Annotated in this window: 8 protein-coding genes and 1 tRNA gene; 7 read left to right on the top strand and 2 right to left on the bottom strand. The window is 57.9% G+C overall.

The window, feature by feature from the left end; all coding sequences use genetic code 11:
* The first annotated feature begins 218 nt into the window (after positions 1–218).
* The 4 genes from IFT44_RS20570 (at position 219) to IFT44_RS20555 (ending at position 13079) form a co-directional block, all read left to right on the top strand.
* Positions 219–1928 (top strand): ShlB/FhaC/HecB family hemolysin secretion/activation protein, encoded by a 1710-nt coding sequence (locus IFT44_RS20570; protein ID WP_192176480.1) that lies wholly within the window; start codon positions 219–221, stop codon positions 1926–1928.
* A gap of 25 nt (positions 1929–1953) precedes the next feature.
* Positions 1954–11364, top strand: a complete 9411-nt coding sequence (locus IFT44_RS20565; RefSeq protein ID WP_192176479.1) for a two-partner secretion domain-containing protein — start codon at positions 1954–1956, stop codon at positions 11362–11364.
* Between the two features lie 12 nt (positions 11365–11376).
* On the top strand, positions 11377–11751 hold the full coding sequence (locus IFT44_RS20560) for a barstar family protein (RefSeq protein ID WP_192176478.1): 375 nt from the start codon (positions 11377–11379) through the stop codon (positions 11749–11751).
* A gap of 803 nt (positions 11752–12554) precedes the next feature.
* The gene (locus IFT44_RS20555; RefSeq protein WP_192176477.1) at positions 12555–13079 is read left to right on the top strand and encodes a hypothetical protein; all 525 of its coding nucleotides are present in this window, start codon (positions 12555–12557) and stop codon (positions 13077–13079) included.
* 868 nt (positions 13080–13947) lie between these two features.
* Here IFT44_RS20555 and IFT44_RS20550 read toward each other — a convergent pair.
* Both IFT44_RS20550 and IFT44_RS20545 read right to left on the bottom strand, forming a co-directional pair.
* Positions 13948–15852: a HAMP domain-containing methyl-accepting chemotaxis protein gene (locus IFT44_RS20550; RefSeq protein ID WP_192176476.1), complete on the bottom strand. Its 1905-nt coding sequence runs from the start codon at positions 15850–15852 to the stop codon at positions 13948–13950.
* A gap of 392 nt (positions 15853–16244) precedes the next feature.
* A tRNA-Arg gene (locus IFT44_RS20545) sits at positions 16245–16321 on the bottom strand.
* 308 nt (positions 16322–16629) lie between these two features.
* Here IFT44_RS20545 and gabD point away from each other — a divergent pair.
* The 3 genes from gabD to IFT44_RS20530 form a co-directional block, all read left to right on the top strand.
* The gene (gene gabD / locus IFT44_RS20540) at positions 16630–18072 is read left to right on the top strand and encodes an NADP-dependent succinate-semialdehyde dehydrogenase (RefSeq protein ID WP_122480676.1); all 1443 of its coding nucleotides are present in this window, start codon (positions 16630–16632) and stop codon (positions 18070–18072) included.
* Positions 18073–18196: 124 nt separating this feature from the next.
* Complete coding sequence (gene gabT, locus IFT44_RS20535; RefSeq protein WP_122714248.1) at positions 18197–19477, top strand: 4-aminobutyrate--2-oxoglutarate transaminase; 1281 nt, start codon at positions 18197–18199, stop codon at positions 19475–19477.
* A gap of 188 nt (positions 19478–19665) precedes the next feature.
* The coding region (locus IFT44_RS20530; RefSeq protein ID WP_192176475.1) for an HDOD domain-containing protein at positions 19666–20862 on the top strand (1197 nt) is incomplete at its 3' end.

Raw genomic sequence — 20862 nt, 5'->3', positions numbered from 1 at the left:
CAAGGTCTATGTTTTTAATTTAAAAAATTATAAATAAGTCAGCGTTCCTTTCCGAAGGAAATATAGTCGGTAGATTGCGAAAAGTACTCCGTTAATAGTTGAATCTTCCTACGACTGACTGAAGTAGATACATTTTAATTTTTGACGTTAGTTTGTCTGCTCAATATTATCCGTCGCCTGTAATTGGATATAAATCATTCTGGCTTCAAGGACTGAATATGTGGATAACGGCACGACGCCGCGTAAACGTGTGCTTTGCGTTTTTCTTTTGTTGTGCAACGCAAGTTCACGCTGCATCCATTACGCCGGGCGAACAGGACTTCATCCGCGACCGCCAGGATCGCCTGATGCAAGAACAGCAAGGTCGTCTCGAAGACCTAAAAAAGCTACCTGGCGAGCACATCAGCCCTTCTGCGCCTGCAGCGCCCACAGACGCGCGCTGCTTTGCCATCCAGCGTATCGACATTCAAGGCGCCGATACCCTCAGTCCTGCTCAAAAAGCCAGTCTGGTGCTGCCGTACCTGGGCCAATGCCTTGGCGTTACGCAACTCAACGAGTTGCTGAAAATCATCACCGATCGCTATCTGCAACTGGGGCTGGTCACCAGTCGTGCCTATCTGCCGCAACAGGACCTCTCCACCGGCATTCTCGTTCTTCAAGTAGTTGAGGGCCGCTTGGAAGGTCTTCATCCTGCTGGTGAAAGTGGCCTGACACCACGCGAACTGAACATGGCTTTTCCGGGCCAAGTAGGCGAACTGCTCAACTTGCGCGAAGTCGAGCAACTGGTCGACCAGCTCAACCGCCTGCCATCCAACCATGCACAAATAGAGCTGGCGCCGGGCGAGGTGTTGGGTGGCAGTAACGTGCTGGTCAGGAACACGACCCAGAAGCCTTGGCGCGCTTCGCTGTCGCGCAACAACGGTGGCCAGCGCAGTACTGGTCAGCAGCAGTGGAGTGCAGGTATTGATTGGGACAGCCCGTTAGGCTTGGCCGACCAGTTGGTATTGCGCGGTAGCCACGATGCGGTCAGTGACCATCATCGAAGCTCCAAAAGCTCCACCGTGTACTACAGCGTGCCGTGGGGCTGGTGGAACTTTAATTATTCCTACAGCCAGAGCGAATACGGCTCACGGGCCCACGGCAACGGGTTTGCCTTCAAGCAAAACGGTGACAGCCAGAACCATCAGCTTCGTGCCGAGCGCGTGATACATCGCGACTCCATCAGCAAAACGTCGGTCAACGGCGGCCTGGCCTATCTGCGCAGCAACAACCACTTGAACGGCAATCGCTTGGAAGTCAGCAGCAACCGCATCAGCGAGGCACAGTTCGGCATCAACCACGGCCGCCGTATCGGCAATGCGTTCGTCAACCTTGATCTAGGCATGCAGCAAGGCATCGGCGCCTTCGATGCACAAAGTCGCAAGATCGAACAGCACAGCGATCCCAACGATCGCTATCGCAAATACACCGCCACCTTGAGCTATCTGCAGGGCTTCAACCTCTGGGGCGAAACGTTCAGCTTCACCAGCCTGGCTAACGGTCAACGCAGTGAAGATGTGCTGTTCAGCCCGCAACGCATGAGCCTGAGCGGTCAGTCGTCAATGCGTGGCACCAGGGACCAGAACCTGTCCGGTGACAGCGGTGGCTATTGGCGCAACGACCTGCGCTGGACTCGCCCCGTCAATCTTGCCTGGTTACGACCTGCCTTTGATGAATATGGCATCGGCCTGGGTTACGACCAAGGCGTGATCCGCAGTGATCGGTACAACGGCGACCAGCATGGTCGCGTGTCCAGCAACTCGGTCGAGCTGTTCGCCCGCGGTCAGCATTTCGCGACGTCGGTGACCTTCGCCCACTCGCTGGAACGCCCCGATGCGCTGAGCGAGCGCGAAACGCCGATCTATTTTCGCCTCGACCTTCTTCTCTGATCTCACGTTTCAGTAGGTAATCGACATGGACGTTCGCCAGTTCGCTTTTCTGGCCCGGCAAGCCTCGGCTCGGATTCAGCCCCGTGAGAAATTCTGCGGTTTGCCCAAGCGCGCACTGGCGTTGCTGCTGGCCAATGTGATGTTCTGGCAGCCGTTATGGGCGCAAGCCGAAGGCATCGTTGTCAGTGGCTCAGGCACCAGTCTGCAACAGGCCGACAACGGTGTACCGATCGTCAACATTGCCACACCCAATGCCTCAGGCCTGTCCCATAACCAGTACCAGGATTACAACGTCGGCAGCCCGGGCGTAATCCTCAACAACGCCATCAGCCACACCCAGAATACTCAGTTGGGCGGTATCATCGTTGGCAATCCCAACCTGGCGGGCTCGGCAGCCAACGTCATTCTCAACGAAGTCACCGGCGGCAATCCCAGCCAACTGCGTGGCTATACCGAAGTCGCCGGGCAGTCGGCCAAAGTCATTGTCGCCAACCCCTATGGCATGACCTGCAACGGTTGCGGCTTCATCAACACCCCGCAGGTGACCCTGACCACCGGCAAGCCGATCGTCGAGAACGGCCGGGTGCAGCGCTATCAGGTCGACGGTGGCGCAATCTCCATCGACGGCCAGGGCCTGAATGCCAGCAATGTCGATGGTTTCGAGATCATCACCCGCTCGGCCCAGATCAATGCACAGATCAACGCGCGCAATATTGCCATCGTGGCAGGGCGCAACGATGTTGACGCCGCGACCCTGATGGCCACCTCCCGTGCCGATGACGGCTCGGCCAAGCCGCAACTGGCCATCGACAGTTCCGCGCTGGGCGGCATGTATGCCGGTGCGATCAAGCTGGTAGGCACCGAAGCCGGGGTTGGCGTCAGACTTGCCGGTAACCTGGCGGCCAGCGCCGGTGATATTCAGCTCGACGCCAATAGCCATCTGAGCCTGAGCCAAGCATCAGCCAACGGTGCCGTGAACATCACGGCGCAAAGCTTCGATGCCGTGGGTCCAGTCTATGCCGGTAGCCTGTTGCGGGCGCAAACCCAAGGCAATCTCACGGTCAACAACAACTTCGCTGCCCGTGACAGCGTCGCCCTGAGCAGCGGCGGGAAGTTGACCAACAGCGGCATCATCGAAGCCGGGGTCAATGCAGACAACACTCGCAACGCTCGAGGCGACGTACGCATCGATGCGCAAGCTTTCAACAACCGCAACAGCGTGATCGCCAGCCGCAACCTGAAGCTTGTCAGCGCAGGTGACGTCGATAACCGCAACGGCACGCTGAGCAGCACCCGTCTTGACCTGCGCGCGCATGACCTGGACAACCGCAAAGGCCGGGTCGCGGCCCGCAACTTGACCCTGCAAACCGCCAGCCTGAACAATCGGCAAGGTCTGCTCAGCAGCCATGGTACGGTTGATATCACATCCAGCGGCCTGTTCGACAACCGCGCCGGGACCTTGATCGGGGACCGACTGGTGCGTGTGCAGGCGGCCGGCATCGACAACCGTGAAGGTGAGATCGCCGGCAAGCAAGACGTCGAAGTTCGTACAGCAGGGCTGGATAACCAGAACGGCACACTCATCGCCGAAGGCGCGCTCCTGCTTGCGGGCGCGAGACTCGATAACCGCCAGAACGGTTTGGTGGCGGCACTCGGAGCTTTGAAACTTCACGTCGACACTGTGGATAACCGTGGCGGTGAATTGTCTTCGCAGGCTGACATCGAGCTGTCCGGTAACCGGCTCAACAACGAAGATGCCGGCCAGTTGCTGGCGCAAGGCTCCCTTACGCTCGCCTACTTCGATGTTCTCAATCGCGCCAAGGGCCTGCTGTCCGGCAAGGCGGGCATCAGCCTACACGCAGGCAGCCTGGACAACAGCGGCGGGCGTTTGCTGAGTTCCCGCAACATTGACCTCTCGGTCACCAGTGCGGCCACTAACCGACAAGGCCTGATCAGCAGCGAAGGCACTGTGCACCTGCGTGCAGGCAGCCTCGACAACAGTGGCGGCAGCCTGTCCAGTGCAGGCTTGTTGACCCTCGAAAGCCGCGGCCTGATCCTCAATCGTGGTGGTGAACTGGTCACTGATGAAGGCTTGACCCTCTCCAGCACCAGCCTGGACAACGAACAGGGCGGCAGCATCAGCGGCAAGGGCGCAGTAAACCTGACAACCGGAGCTTTCAACAACGATGGCGGGTTGGTCAGCAGTGCCAACACCCTCGAGCTGAGCGCACAGCAGGTCAGTAACCTCAGCGGTCGTATTGGCAGCCAACTGGCCTTGACTGCCAGCCTGCAAGGTCTTGCGACGCGGGCGGGGCAGTTTTTCAGCAACAGCGCCCTGACGCTGGACCTCAACGGCGGTGACCTGGACAACCGTCAAGGCCTGCTCAACGCGCCGAAACTGTTCTTGGGCAATGTCGGCGCCGTGTACAACCCGGGCGGTGAAATTTCCAGCGGCCAGGCCTTTACGCTCAAAGCCCGCAGCCTGGACAACAACGCCGGCAAGCTGCTCAGCAACCACACCCTGACCCTGCACATCGAGCGAGCCCTGACCAACCTCAAAGGCCAGATTGCTGCCGCCGCCCTTAGCGTGCAGGCCGGTAGCCTGGACAACAGCGAGGGCGTGCTCACCAGCCGCAGCGACTTGAACCTGACCAGCCGAGGCAGTCTGCTAAACCGCAACAATGGCTTGATCAATGCTGCGACCGTGCTGGACATCTACAGCGCCGACCTCGACAACCACGGCGGCCAGTTGCTCGGCCACCACGCTGTCCGCCTCGATCTCAACGACGGCACGCTGGACAACAGCGCTGGCTTGATCAATGGCGAAGGACCACTGACCTTCACCCGCATCGGCACCGTCGACAATCGCAACGGCGAGATCTCCAGCAATCAAGGCTTCACGCTGGCCAGTGCGCAGCTTGATAACAGTGCGGGCAGAATCATCAGCAGCGCCCAGCTATCCGTCGTCAGCGGCGCCATCATCAACCGCAATGGCCTGCTGTCCGGCTGGCAGGGTGTGAATCTGCAGGGTAGCAGCCTGGACAACCGCGACAACGGTACCGTTTCCAGCCGCAGCGGCAACCTGACGGTCAATCTGAGCGGGACGATGCTCAACAGCAACGTCGGAGCGTTGGCCAGTGGCGGACGTCTGGACGTCGACAGTGCCAGCCTGGACAACAGCCAAGGCGGCATTCTGAGCAGCAGCGCTGGCCAAAGCCTTTCAGTGCACGACACGCTCGACAACAGCCAAGGCGGCCTGATCGACAGTGGCGCGGAGCTGATTGTCCGTGCCACGGACCTGAGCAACCGTGCCGGAATCGTCAATAGCCAGCAGACCCTGAGCTTGACCGGCAATGAGCTGGACAATACCGGCGGCCAATTGGCCAGCAACGGCAACATTACCCTCGAACTGCTGGGCACTTTGATCAATGCTCAGCGCAAACTCGCCAGCAGCGGCCCCCCGCGCATTCAGCACGCCCCAAACATCCACAACCTCGATGGGCAGATGGTCAGGCATAACCTGCGCAGCCTGTTCACCAGCAGCCTGGACAACCCCAGCCCAAGGCCGCTTGCTCTACTCGATCAACTGACCCTCGACGCCAGTAGCAGCGAGCAGAGCCTCCCCGACAGTTTGATCTACAGCCACAACGGCGTCGTCAGCCTCAGCGCTGATGCGCTGGAAAACAGCGGGGGCGTCGTGCGAAGCCAAACCGGCCTGACCCTGCAAATCAGTGGCGCGATCGACAACGCCAACGGTCGTCTTATCACCCAGAACGACGACCTGATACTTGGGGCCGGTAGCCTGGACAATCGCGGCGGCATCCTTTCAAGCCTGCGTGGGGCTCTTGAGGTGCGCATGGCTGGAGGTCTGCTCAACGACCAAGGTACCCTTCAAAGCGAACGCCTGACCTTGCTGGCCCTGGCCGGGCTCGACAACCAGAATGGCCGCATCGTCGCGCAAAGCGGCGACGCCAGTATCACCGCCGTCCACTTCAACAACCGTGCAGGCGGGCTGTATGCCAAAGGTCTGATCGACGTGACCGGCAACACTGTCACCAACGAGGGCCAAATTGCCGGAGGCCGCGTACGTTTCGCCTTAGGCGGCGCGCTGATCAATCCGTTCGGCATCATCGAAAGCGACTCATCCTTCGACATCACTGCCGCTGACTTCGATAACCAGGGCGGCACCGTGCGTGCACTCGGCACACACGGGGCCTCGGTGTATCGCGTGGGCGGTGTACTGGATAACCAGGGCGGGGTGATCGAGGTTGCCAGTTCGGATTTGACGGTGGACGCTGGCAGCTTCCGCAATACCAGTGGCTCTCTGTTACACGTGGGCCTAGGTGAGTTCAGTATCTCCAGCGCCAACGTCATCGTGGCCGGTGGCAGCCTGGTCACCCGGGGTGGCCTCACCCTCAATGCCGACAACTGGATCAATAGCGGCACGCTGCAAGCTGGACGCCTGAATATCAAAGTCGCCAACTTCCGTCAAACCGCCAGCGGCGAGTTGCTCGCCTCGCAAAGCCTGCGTGGCGAAGGCGCCAATTGGAGCAACGAGGGCAAGCTGGCCAGTAACGGTGACCTGTCGCTGGGCATCGGTGGCGCCTTGTTCAATCAGGGTCGCATCACTTCTGTGGATAACGCAGACATCACGGCAGGTTCCATCGACAACTATGGCACCTTCGGCAGCGCCCAATCCCTCACGCTCAAGGCCGGCTCCTTGCTCAACGAGCGAGCACTGCTTTTCAGCGGTGGAGATATGGGCTTGCAGGTCGACAGCTTCACCAACCGCTACGCCGACGTCTACAGCCTGGCCAATCTGCGCATCGATCGGGACGGCAATGGCGGCCACGCCAGTCTGATTCGCAACAGTTCCTCGACGCTGCAAAGTGACGGCACCATGAGTCTGGCTGCCAGCACCATCGAAAACGTGCGCACAGTACTCACGGCCAATGACGCTGGCATCTATACCGGCAAGATCTACCCAGTGGCTTGTATCGAGGGCGTCAACGCCGGCGACTGCTCGGGTAAACGTAATTTTGTCTTCAAGGTGCTGGAACGCCAGAAGCTGGAAGTCACCGAGGCTAGCCAGGCATCCAGCATCACCGCAGGCAGCAACCTGAGTTTCAATGGTGGCGATCTGCTCAACCAGAGCAGCACCATTGCCACGGGTGGCAGCCTCAGCGCCTCGGTCACCAACGTGTTCAACCGCGGCATTGAAACGGGCGATACCGAATTCGTGCGGACCTTCCGCACCAGCCGCCAGCGAAGTGCAAGCGGGCTGCTTTCGGAAGCCAATGCCTTCAACGAGCACTACTGGCTTGAAGGTGCTCGATACGACGCCAATAACCTGAGCGGTCTGGAAGCGGGTATCAGCAACTTCCTGGCCTACACCGAGACCGAGCTCCCGGAGTTCGCCCGTGTGACACAACTGTCGACCAGCGATCAAGGTTATGCGGCGATCATTCAAGCGGTCGGTGACGTTAACATCACCACCCAGAACAACGTCGACAACAGCGTGGTACGCAACGACTACCATTACGTTGGCAGCGGCACCCGCACCGACACCAGTGCATCAGGCAGCGATTTCAGCACTCGGGTCAGTCTCAAAGCGCAACTGCCTCCTGATCTCGCCCAACAACAGATCAACCCGCTGGCCCTGTCAGGCTTCAGTCTCCCCACCGGGCGAAACGGCCTGTTCCGCCTCAGTGACCGACCCGTCACGGACAGTGCTGCCAAACAGGCCGATAGCGGCCCGCAACACTGGACACTCGGCAGCGCCAGCATTGATGTGGTCCAGCGCACCCAGACCGCCGACATAAGCCAGGGCCGTACCTTTCAGGTAGAGGGCCGAGCTCCCTTCGACGTCATCAAGCCCGACGTTCACGTCGCCTCTCACCAGGCTCCGAACATCGATAACATACTCGGCCCCGTCTCCGGCGCTGGCGGTTCGACAGTGACGGATGTGTCGCCGCCCGGTCGCGCCGAGGAAGGGGCGTCAGTCACCATCAACCGCGCTCAGGGTCTGCCCGATGCGCAGCGCACTTCACAACCGCACAAATACCTGATCGAAACCAACCCGGTACTCACTGACTTCAGGCAATTTCTGAGCTCGGACTACCTGCTGGCAAGGCTGGGCTACAACCCGGACGAAAGCGCCAAGCGCCTGGGCGATGGCTTCTATGAACAGAAGCTGATCCAGCAGGCCTTGGTCGCCCGTACCGGCCAACGCTTCATCGACGGCCAGCACTCCGACGAAGCACTGTTCAGGTACCTGATGAACAACGCTATCGCCAGCAAGCAACGACTCAACCTGTCGATCGGCACCACGCTGACCTCGGCACAAGTCGTAGCATTGACCCACGACATCGTCTGGCTGGAAGAGTACGAGGTCAATGGCGAGAACGTGCTGGTGCCAGTGCTGTACCTGGCCCAGGCCAACAAACGCCTTGGCCCCAATGGCGCGTTGATTTCCGGCCACGACGTCAACCTCGTTTCCGGTAACAGTCTCATCAACTCAGGCACTCTGAAAGCTGGCAGAAACCTCAGTGCCAATGCACGCAATACTCTCGTCAACAGCGGCTTGGTACAGGCTGGTAACCGACTCGGTTTGCTGGCCGGCAACACCATTGTCAATAAGACCGGCGGCGTGATCGCCGGTCGCGACGTGAGCCTGACAGCCGTCAACGGCAACGTTATCAACGAGCGCACGGTGACCAGTCATCAGAGCAGTGGCGGCTATCGCAGCGAACGAAAGGACTTCGCGGCCACGGCGGCTCGGATTGAGGCAGCGAATGATCTGAGCATATGGGCGGGTCGCGATATCAGTAACGTCGGCGGCGTATTGCAAAGTGGGAATGACCTGACACTGGCCGCGGGTCGAGATATCAATATCGCCTCGGCCGAGCAGGTTGAAAGCAATGACCGCGGCCACAAAGCCAACAGCAGTTCTGTAACCCAGCACCGCTCCAGCCTTGCCGCAGGCCGGGATGTCATCGTCACTGCAGGTCGTGATCTCACGGCCATTGCCAGTGACATCGACGCCAAGCGCAATATTGCCATGGCAGCGTTGGGCGATCTCACATTGAGTTCTGCCGCAGACGAACAACACGCCTACTTCAAATCCAAAAAGGTCACCGCACAGGAAGACCACGTCAGCCAAGTTGGCACTTCGCTCAATGCCGGCGGCGACATCACCCTGACGGCGGGCAAGGACATGGCCCTGGTCTCCAGCCGCATCACTGCAGGCGACGAAGCCTATCTGTACGCCGGTAAAAACCTGGAATTGCTGGCCGCTCAAGACAGCGACCACTCCCTTTACGATAAAAAGAAAAAAGGCAGCTTGGGCAGCAAAAAGACCCAGCGCGACGAGACGACCACCGTTACCAACGTGGGCACCGAAATCAAGACCGGTGGCAACCTCACCCTGGAAAGCGGCGGCGATCAAAAGTATCAGGTCGCCAAACTGGAAAGCCGCAAAGACCTGACCCTAGACAGCGGCGGCGCTATTGATTTCGAAGGAGTGACAGATCTCAAGCAGGAGAGCCACGAGAAGAGCAGCAGTGATCTTGCCTGGACTTCGATGGGGGGCAAGGGCAGGACTGATGAGACGGTGCGGCAGAGTGAGTTGGTTGCGCAAGGAACCTTGGCAATCAAAGCTACCCAAGGCCTGAACATCGATATCAAGCATATCGATCAGAACACCGTTAGCCAGACCATCGACACCATGGTCCAAGCGGCCCCTCAATTGGCCTGGTTGAAAGAGGCAGAGGCACGCGGGGATGTGAACTGGCAGCAGATCAAGGAAGTGCACGAGTCGTTCAAGTATGGACACTCTGGACTGGGCCAAGGGGCGATATTGGCCATCGTGATCATCGTGTCGGTTCTCACCGCAGGCGTTGCCAGCGGCGCCGCTGCCTCAGCCGGCACCGCATTGGGCGCTTCTTCCACCGGCACCATGGCCGCGGCCAGTGCCACCGCTTCTGCAGGGCTGGGCAATATGGCAGCGACTGCCGCGCTTACGTCCATGGCAAGTACCGCAACCGTCAGCGCCATCAACAACAAAGGTAATGTCGGCGATACGCTCAGCGATACCTTCAACAGTAACAGCCTCAAAGGGTATGCACTCGCTGCTACCAGCGCTGGCATTGCAGGTCAGCTGGGCTACGACCCCACCCAGCTCGGCTTCAACGCGGAGAGTGCCGGTATGGTCGCTGCCAAAGCCGGTGCCGACTCACTGGCCAAGACAGCGATCACCGGTGGCAGCCTCAGCGACAACTTTGCAAGCAGCATGGTCAGCGCACTGATCACTGCTGCGGGCGCCCAAGGTGCAACCGCCCTCGGCAACTCTGCGATGGTTGAAGGTAGCCCCAGCAAGGTCGCGGCGCACGCCCTGTTGGGCGGCATGAAGGCATTGGCCATGGGCGAGGACTTCAAGACTGGTGCCCTGGCCGGTGGCGCGAATGAAGCCATGGTCAGCTACCTGGCGGACCTGGTCATGCCAGAAGGCTATGAGCCCGGCAAAGGGGGCGCCGAACAGGCCAAGGCCACTCTGCTGGCCATGTCGAATGTGGTAGGCCTGCTGTCCAGCGTGGTGACAGGCGGCGATTCTCAGGTCGCAGCCGACATTGCAGCGACAGCCACGCAATACAACCACCTGAGCCACAGCGACCTCACGCGCGCAGCCAAAGAGCTCAACGCTTGCGCCGCCAAAGACGGTGGTTGCTCCCAGGACGTTCTTCAGAAGTTCGTTACGCTGAGCCGCGAGCAGGAAATTGCAGCCTTCCAGGCTTGCGCTGCCAACCCTGACTCTTGTGTCACCACATCGTCGATGGTGGCCAATGCTCAGGCCAGAGCAGAGCAGCTTAAAGACCTCGCATCCACGGCTGTGGCTCCGGATGCTCAGCACGTTTTTTCGCTTCTGCTGGCCGAGAACCATGAGGTTCAAAACGCCCTGGCACAGGTCACGGCGGGCGCCAAGGTCGATTCGGTTGTGCAGGAGCTGCAAAACCGGCTAGGGTTCAGCGACGCCCGGAAGGAGATGATTCGCGACGCTATGGTGGCGGCTGCGTCGATGGCGGTTGGGGGGAAGGCGGGTAGGGGTAGTGCGGGTGGGGCGAAAGACACTACTCGATTCATCGATGGCATCAAGGTTGTTGATCAAAAAACTGGTCAGGTCCTCCAAGGCACAGTTGATCTTGGCCCAACCTTGGATCGGATAAAGTCAGGTGGATCTTTCCCTCATCGAAACGACGGCTCTATATTCCAGAATCGCGCATCGGATCTGCCGCAGAAACCGGCCGGTTACTACACTGAATACGTCCATCCTACGCCCGGTATTGCAGGGCCTGGACCTCAGCGAATCGTCGTAGGAAAAGGCGGCGAAATGTATTACACAGCCGACCACTACAAAACCTTCATCCCGATAAAAAATTGAGGCCTGTCGAAAATGTTGCCATTCAAGTTTGTGGACATCCCGCCTTCATATGACGCGGCCGAGGTTTTTTATGTGCGGATTGACCCGTCCATTGAGATTGCAGAGGAGTTGATAAGAGCGCTGTATTACCTACTTTGGCTGCCGGGGTTTTTTGGATTTAATTGGGATGCCTTATATGATTGCTTAAGAGATCTTAGCTGGATTCCATGCCACAAAATCGTCCTTGTACATGTGACTCTTCCAGAATTGCCAAGAGAGGATCTACAGGTATACCTTGAGATTTTACGTGACGCGGTGTTTGATTGGGTTGGTGACGAAGGGCACGAGATAGAAGTAGTCTTCAGAGAAATTGATAGGCTCACGGTCGAGGATCTGCTAGAAAAATAGCTTAAGCCGCTGGTGCAAAAGTAACAGGTGGTTCTGGCCCGAGCACTGCTGAGGGTTCTAAAGCACTCCAGCTATTGCCTGAATTCTCAAATGGTCGCAAAGCATTCGAGCACTATGCAAAGCACTCTAAAGGGTGATTTTAGGCGGAAAGGGTAAATCGACAGCGAAGCCAGACGGTGCTGATACCCCTGAGTTTACTTCATTAGATTCTTACGTTAGTGCTGCACGATCTTTCTGGGCGCCCTCTGCTAGGGAAGGCATTGTGCAAGGTACTCGAGCAGATGGCTCTATACTGAGATTTGAACCGTCGACTGGATATTTTGGCGTGATGCGTAATGGGTTGCAAAATTAATGGAGACTGATGTTTATTATCTGGGCGGTGGAAGAGTTTGCACACTTTAATGAGCAGCCCTCCAGATCGGGAGAATACGGTATTTGAGATTTGGTTAGAAAATGAGCAGCTGGCCGAGGTTTCGAAAGAGCCTGGCAGATCGCTTGATGTCCAAATATATTCGCGTTCCGGAGGCGACGCTTGGGATGTTGATCTTTTGGAATTGATGTTTGTCTTAGAAAAAGCGGCTAAAAATCTAGATGGTTAGCTTGGGCTGTCAGCAGGCGAATACGGAATGTTGTCACTATTACCCCGAAGGATGACAACGTCCCCACTATCGTGATGAAGGTATTCTTCGATACGGCAGGAAATTGATGCGCGCTCTACCCTAAGTGGTCAGCTCAGTGAGACTTCGAAAAGTAAAAGTAATTTTGGCATTGGTTCAGGTACCAGAGAACTTGGGAGTAACGCAATGACTGCATATTATCCAGACATTGATGCAAAGCTTATTCCAGGGGTAAGTGCAGCAGGATTCAAGCTCGGGGGAAGTATCTCTGAGGTTGTAAGGAGAGTAGGGGAGGTGAGCTGGTATGAGTCTGATTCGTCAGCAGACGAAGTGCTTGCTAAAAATAATTCCTGGATTGGTTTGAAATTGGAATGTGGCCCAGCTATTGGGCTTGATGAAATGGTGTTGTCATATGTATATTTGAATGAGCTTGTCTCTTTGTACTTTGAGAAAAGCGAAGATCTTTACAGGATTTCTGTCGGGAAAGGGTGTCGAGGAAGCTGTTATGGCTTAATTCCTGGAAGTGAACTGGTATCTAGTGACGTAAGCTCTCATTTTTTGTTCAATAGCATGGATGATGATTTTCTTTTTGTAAAAGATGGCGATACAGTGGAAGGTGTAAGTTTTGTGACGGATTATAGGGCATCCTTGGAGGACGCTCCGAATCAAACCCTAAAGTTCATCTCGATACATGATTGGTCGCTCCGATAGTGGTCTAGTGGGTTGCTCACTTAATTGTTATGTGGCACATGTCTAACCTGGCGCGCTGTGGCGGTTCAGCCTCGTCCGGGCACTAACAATGTGAACTATCCGCTGTTGATGGTGTATTTCTTAATGCAGAACTTTTTAGCATGTGTGGGGCCGCTAAAAGCGGGTGTTAGCTTAGGTTAGTGCGCCTCTAAATTATTGATTTTAGAATATAAATTGACTAACAGTGCTGCGAGGATTTCATAGGTTTTCGAATTATCAACGAATTAGGTTAGACGAATTTAAGCTTTGTTTTTCGAAGGGGTTGTGGCTTCAGTTAATATCAAAGAGATTCAAAAATCTTGGCTGTGCAAAGACAGTAAAAATGCCTTCCCAAATAAAGAGAATGGGGAAGTCTATTTCCCAATATCAGATTTGGCTGCTTGGTTGGCAAGGAGTTTAGGGTTGCTGATATTAACCATAAGCTTAAGATAATAACTTCGGATTGCCGCCACGACACAGTCGTAATTTTGTTTGATTAGGGTGGAGGTTGAAGTCAGTCGACTTAAGTTAAATTCATCACAGCGGCATTTTCCGTCAGCGCTCCTGCGCCGATGTCCTTGCGCTCTTTCGCGCACAGCGCTGATTTACGACGAAACCGCTAGAAAGTATGGTCATAACGCTGTAGTGACGAACGCTCTATGGATTTTCCAAGCGCCACTGACTTTTCAACAATTTGGCATCGAACTCGTTGATGTTGATCCAAGCTGGGTCACGTCTCAGCCTAATCACTCAACTTGCACCAAACCCTACCAACTCCAGTAACCACCACAAACAAGCCCCAAGCGCTCACTTGGGGCTTCACATAATCGCAGTTCTTCCAAACCCTACATCACAAAACAAACTTACTCATCAGCCCCTGCAAATGCACACCCAGTCGCGCCAGTTCAACACTGGACGATGCCGTTTCCTCGCTCGCCGAAGCCGTCTGCTCGGAGATGTCCCGAACGTTGATCACACTGCGGTTGATTTCCTCAGCCACCGCGCTCTGCTCTTCGGCAGAAGCGGCTATCTGCTGGTTCATCGATTCGATGGTCGTGATGGATCGGCTGATGTTGCCTATGGAGGTGCCCGCATCACGGGTCAAGGCAACGCTGTCATCGGTCAGCAGGCGGCTGTTTTCCAGGGTGGTCGCTACTTGTGCGGTTCGGCTGTGCAAACCGTCGATCAGGGTGGCAATTTCTTCCGTGGAAGTCTGAGTACGTTGGGCGAGACTTCGGACTTCATCGGCGACCACGGCAAACCCACGTCCGGCCTCGCCCGCGCGGGCGGCTTCGATGGCGGCGTTGAGGGCCAGCAAGTTGGTCTGCTCGGCAACCGCCTTGATCACGTCGAGCACGCCACCGATCTTGTTGCTTTCCTGCTTCAGCTCGTCCATTGCAACTTTGGAGCGCCCGACCTCAGTGGCGAGTGTTTCGATCTGAATGACGGCCTTGGAAACGACGGCATCGCCTTCGCGCACTTCTCGAGAGGCACTGACGGCGGCATCCGAAGCCTGCTCGGCATTGCGGGCAACTTCCTGCACGGTGGCGGCCATCTGGTTCATGGCGGTGGCGACTTGGTCGGTTTCAGTGCGCTGGCTGTTCACACCAGCGCTGGTTTGCTCGGTGACGGCTGAGAGCTGTTCGGCCGCGCCTGCGATCTGAGTGACGCCATCACGCAAGCCGCCTATCAACTGGCGCAGGTTCAGGGTCATCTGGTACATGCTGGTCTGCAGCATGCCGATTTCGTCCTTGCGCGTGCTCGGCTCATTGTGGGTCAGATCACCGCGGGCCACACGGTCAGCCAACTGCAGTGTCTCGCGCAGTGGTACGACTATTAGGCGAGTGATGATCCACGCCGCCAGTGCACTCATGACGAGTGCTGCGGTGAGCCACAAAATCAACATCCGGTTGGCCTGATTGACGTCTGCAAGGCGCAGGTCGACCTGGTTCTGCGCCAGTTGGTTGGCCGAACCGAGCAGGACTTCGATGTTCTTCGAGATCCCAGCCTGGCCCTGGTTGATGGTGGCTTGCGAAGACGAGAATCCATTGATGGCGGATCCATAGGCGTTCATCGAGTCCACCAGGCTGGCGACAGCGGAGGTATCCAGGCCGGAACTTGTCAGGTTTTTCATGTAGTCGGAGGCTGCGGCAATCGAGGCGACGGCCAGCTGTTGAGCCTCGGGTTTAAGGGTGTAGGTGTACCCACGAACATCGAAGCGCATCTTTTGAAACAGCATGATTGCCCGGAGCACTGCATCGCGTTGCGCGGCGTCGCCATCCATAGAATTGGCCCGCCCATTCAGCTGTCGCAACTTGGCGTCTGCGGTGTCGGCCGCAGTGCCGAAGACATCTCTGCTGGCTTCACGCGTGTGGGTGGCAGCAATGATGCTGTTGTAATGATCCTTGTATTCCTTCATGGCCGCCATGGCCGCTTTCACGTGAGGAATATTAAGCTCGGAATTCAATACGCTGTTGAGGTAGGCGAGATGGTTATCGAGATTTTCGTAGGCTTTCAGCCAAGTCGTGGCATTGGCGTCGTCAGAGGTCTGGCCATAGACCAGCCGTGCTATGCGCATGTCTCGCGTCAGTGTGCTGAGCTTGGCAATGTCCGTGATGCGCTCGCTGCGCTCACTCATGGAGGCGATGCCTCTCCAGCCCGTCAAGGCGATCAATACGGTAAGTATGATAACTAGTGTGAAGCCAAGTATTAACTTCGATCTGACCGTTAAGTTGGTTAAAGCACTTTTCAACATGTGAGCCTCTCGAAATCGCTGTTTTAGTTTCTCCGGTCGGCTCCTCCATGCCAGTGCTGCGTTCATCCAATCGGCAGCGCACAGGGAATCTTTAGCGAAGATTTTCACGAAAATGAGGTTTTCTTACATGCTGCTTGAAGCATAAAAAGTTCAATTTTTTTAATATTAAATGTAGCGGGTCGAAACGCCAGGAAGCTACTGCTCGCTCGCAGAATGGCAGCAACAGCGTCACGTTGGGGTGGGCCTGACGCCATAGACACGAACACTGACGTTTGTACCCGACATGCGTGCGCCATTTTTGGATGCGAAGACGATTTGAAAGGCTGCGAGGGGTTGAGGCGATCAAGCTGAGATCGTGCAGCACAAGGACGTGTTGGACGAAAAGGAGAAGATGGTGCACCAGACGGGATTCGAACCCATGACCCCTGCCTTCGGAGGGCAGTACTCTATCCAGCTGAGCTACTGGTGCGACGCGGGCGCCATGATACCCATGTCGGGGGTGGTCGTCCATTGCGATAACCGGCACATCGTTTGTAATCTGCTACGGTGACACTCGCGCAAGCCGGGCATACCCAGGCTTGCAAGGCTTATCGTTCTTTTTTTCGAACGGCTATTGTCCTTTACCGCCATAGATCCTAGGATTCGTTTGAGATTTCAAACGCTCTTGTCTGGTTGCTGATGCGCATGCGTTCATCCATGCGGTATTTCACCTCAGCCCGGGCGCCTTTTCATCCCTCCATTCGTGCCGTCACGTACGGCGCCATCAAGGAAGCCGACATGCAGCTCAAAGACACCTCGTTGTTCCGCCAGCAAGCCTATATAGATGGTGCGTGGCTGGGCGCCGACAGCGGGCAGGCCATCAAGGTCAGCAACCCGGCCACCAACGAAATCCTCGGCACCGTGCCGAAAATGGGCGCCGCCGAAACCCGCCGCGCCATCGAGGCTGCCGACAAGGCGCTGCCGGCCTGGCGTGCGCTGACCGCCAAGGAGCGGTCGAACAAGCTGCGCCGCTGGTTCGAGCTTATGATCGAAAACCAGGATGACCTCGCGCGCTTGATGACGCTGGAGCAGGGCAAGCCATTGGCCGAATCCAAAGGCGAGATCGTCTATGCCGCTTCGTTCATCGAGTGGTTTGCCGAAGAAGCCAAGCGCGTCTACGGCGACACCATTCCCGGCCACCAGCCGGACAAGCGTCTGATCGTGATCAAGCAGCCAATCGGCGTGACCGCCGCCATCACCCCGTGGAACTTCCCGGCCGCGATGATCACCCGCAAAGCGGGCCCGGCGCTGGCCGCAGGCTGCACCATGGTGCTCAAGCCTGCCTCGCAGACGCCGTTCTCGGCATTGGCGCTGGCTGAGCTGGCCGAACGCGCAGGCATTCCCAAGGGTGTGTTCAGCGTCGTGACCGGCAGCGCTGGCGACATCGGCAGTGAGCTGACCAGCAACCCGATCGTGCGCAAGCTGAGCTTCACTGGCTCGACCGAGATCGGTCGCCAGTTGATGGCCGAGTGCGCCAAGGACATCAAGAAAGTCTCGCTGGAGTTGGGTGGCAACGCTCCTTTCATCGTGTTCGACGATGCCGACCTGGACAAGGCGGTCGAAGGCGCGATCATTTCCAAGTACCGCAACAACGGCCAGACCTGCGTCTGCGCCAACCGTATCTATGTGCAGGACGGCGTTTACGACGCGTTCGCCGAGAAGCTGAAGGTTGCAGTGAGCAAGCTCAAGATCGGCAACGGTCTGGAAGAAGGCACCACTACCGGGCCACTGATCGACGACAAGGCCGTGGCCAAGGTCAAGGAACACATCGCCGACGCGGTCAGCAAGGGCGCAACCGTACTCACCGGTGGCAACGCGCTGCAGGGCAACTTCTTCGAGCCGACCGTGCTGGTCAACGTCTCCAAGGATGCCGCCGTGGCCAAGGAAGAAACGTTTGGCCCGCTGGCGCCACTGTTTCGCTTCCAGGACGAGGCCGAAGTGATTGCCATGTCCAACGACACCGAGTTCGGCCTGGCTTCGTACTTCTATGCCCGCGACATGAGCCGCGTGTTCCGTGTTGCCGAGGCGCTGGAATACGGCATGGTCGGTATCAACACCGGCCTGATCAGCAACGAAGTGGCGCCGTTCGGCGGCATCAAGGCCTCGGGCCTGGGCCGCGAAGGCTCCAAGTACGGCATCGAAGATTACCTGGAAATAAAATACCTCTGCATTTCGGTGTAACCCACCGCGCAGAACCCTTGGCGGCCGGCGGCCGCAGCAGTCGATCATCGTATGCTGCTGCGGTACGTACCGGCCGCTTTATCCTTGAATCACGCCGACCGATGAGCGGCGAATGAGGAATGTCATGAGCAAGACCAACGAATCCCTGATGCAACGCCGCCAGGCTGCCGTGCCACGCGGTGTGGGCCAGATTCACCCGATCTTTGCAGAGTCAGCGCAGAACGCCACGGTTACCGACGTCGAAGGCCGCGAGTTCATCGACTTTGCCGGCGGCATCGCGGTGCTCAACACCGGCCATGTCCACCCCAAAGTGATCGCGGCCGTGCAGGCACAACTGCACAAGCTGACTCACACCTGCTTCCAGGTGCTGGCATACGAGCCGTACGTTGAAGTCTGCGAGAAGATCAACGCCAAGGTGCCCGGTGACTTCGACAAGAAGACCTTGCTGGTCACCACCGGCTCCGAGGCCGTCGAAAACGCCATCAAGATTGCGCGCGCTGCCACCGGTCGCGCCGGGGTGATCGCCTTCACCGGCGCCTACCACGGCCGCACCATGATGACCCTGGGCCTGACCGGCAAGGTCGTGCCGTACTCGGCTGGCATGGGCCTGATGCCCGGCGGTGTGTTCCGCGCGCTGTACCCCTGCGAACTGCACGGTGTGAGCGTCGACGATTCGATTGCCAGCATCGAGCGCATCTTCAAGAACGACGCCGAGCCCCGTGACATCGCAGCGATCATTCTCGAGCCGGTGCAGGGTGAGGGCGGCTTCTATGTCGCGCCGAAAGCCTTCATGCAGCGTCTGCGCGCCCTGTGCGACCAGCACGGCATCCTGCTGATCGCCGATGAGGTGCAGACCGGCGCAGGCCGTACCGGTACCTTCTTCGCCATGGAGCAAATGGGTGTTGCGCCCGACCTGACCACCTTCGCCAAATCCATCGCTGGCGGTTTCCCTCTGGCCGGCGTGTGCGGCAAAGCCGAGTACATGGACGCCATCGCTCCAGGTGGCCTGGGCGGCACCTACGCCGGCAGCCCGATCGCCTGCGCGGCGGCACTGGCCGTGATGGAAGTGTTCGAGGAAGAGAACCTGCTCGATCGCAGCAAGGCAGTCGGCGAGCACTTGGTAGCGGGCCTGCGCGCCATCCAGGCCAAGTACCCGGTGATCGGTGATGTGCGCGCACTGGGCGCGATGATTGCCATCGAGCTGTTCGAAGGCGGCGACACCCACAAGCCGAACGCCGCAGCAGTGGCCCAAGTCGTAGCCAAGGCGCGCGACAAGGGTTTGATTCTGCTGTCGTGCGGTACTTACGGAAACGTCCTGCGCATCCTGGTTCCACTGACTGCGCCTGACGAGCTGTTGGACCAAGGTTTGGCCATCATCGAAGAGTGCTTCGCTGAGCTGGCGTGAGTGATGTGAGTGCTTGGTAGGAAAAACCCGCTTCGGCGGGTTTTTTTATGGGGTGGTTTTAGTTTGCACCTCGTTTGCAGCCAGGCGGGTGATGCGCTAAAACCCTCTGCTTAATCCGTTTTTTTGCAGTACCGTTCAGACTCACTACCGAGAGTCATGCTGTCACCCTTGGCCCATGGAGTGCGCCTATGAATACCGCTACCAGCATGCCTCCTCGTGTGTTGATCGCCGAATCCGACCCTTGGATGCGTGATCTGTTGTCGCAGATGCTGCTCGATGTACGTTGCGATGCACGCCTGCAGGCGTGCGCCACGGGACCTGAGGCGCTGGAGCATCTGCGCGAGCCACCGGACTTGGTGATTGCAACGCGCGAGTTGCTGGGCATCAGCGGTCTGGACTTGCTGCGCGGAGTGCGCAAGAGCCCTCGTCTGTCGGCCTTGCCGTTCATCTTGTTGAGCGAGCGCAGCGACAGCGCGAGCGTGCGCGAAGTGCTACCCCTAGCGCCGACGGCCTATCTGACCAAACCCTTGAATATGACCAGTTTGAAGGCGCGCCTGCAGACGCTGTTGTCTGGCTCCGCAGAGGTGGTGGTTTGCCGGATTCCGCAGATCGCTGCCGGTACCACTTTGGAACAGTATCTGACGCGCCGCCGCCTGGACTGCGACGGTGGGCCGCTGCTGTGCGACGTGCAGGCGGCGGTACAGCGGGCGCTAGGGCCACAAGGCTTGAACCTAAAGGTGCTGGAAGCCAACGTGCGCAGCGACCCGCAAGTCACCGGGGTGCTGGTGAGCGCCGCTAACAGTGCGGCGAAACAGGGCGCGGCGCCGGTGTTGACGCTGATGCAGGCCTTGCAAGCGCTGGGCCCTACGCAGAGCATGAATCTGCTGCTGGGCATGACCACCCGGCCCAGTGCCTACCTGAGTGACCCGCTGCTGTTCGAACAAGCCGAAATCTGCTGGAACCGCTCGACCCACACGGCCGAATTCGCTCGCAACATTGCCCGCCAACAAAATGTGGACGAGTGGCGCTGCTATTGCGCAGGCGTGTTGCACTGCCTGGGCGATCTGGCGCTGCTGCGCGTTTTGCAGGAATGGCGTCTGGCAGGCGGTGAGCTTGACCAGACGACGCTGACTTACGCGCTACGAACGTTTGGTGCGCCTTATGGCTCGGAATTGCGCCGACGCTGGCGATTGCCGCTCGAGCTGCGCGAGATGATCGCTGCGGCCTACCAGTTGGGCGGCGGGGTGTACACAAGGGAAAAACTGATCGTGAATATTGCAGCGCAGATGGCATCGCTGGGCGCCGACGAAGACGTCACCCAGATAGCCCAAGGCAAACCAGCACGGTTGCTCAAGATAGGCGTGTCGCAGCTGAACTGGTGGCGG

This window comes from Pseudomonas sp. CFBP 13710, assembly GCF_014842235.1.
GTDB lineage: Bacteria > Pseudomonadota > Gammaproteobacteria > Pseudomonadales > Pseudomonadaceae > Aquipseudomonas > Aquipseudomonas baltica.
Note: the sequence above shows the minus strand (reverse complement) of the source record. Positions and strands in the feature narration are given on the sequence as shown.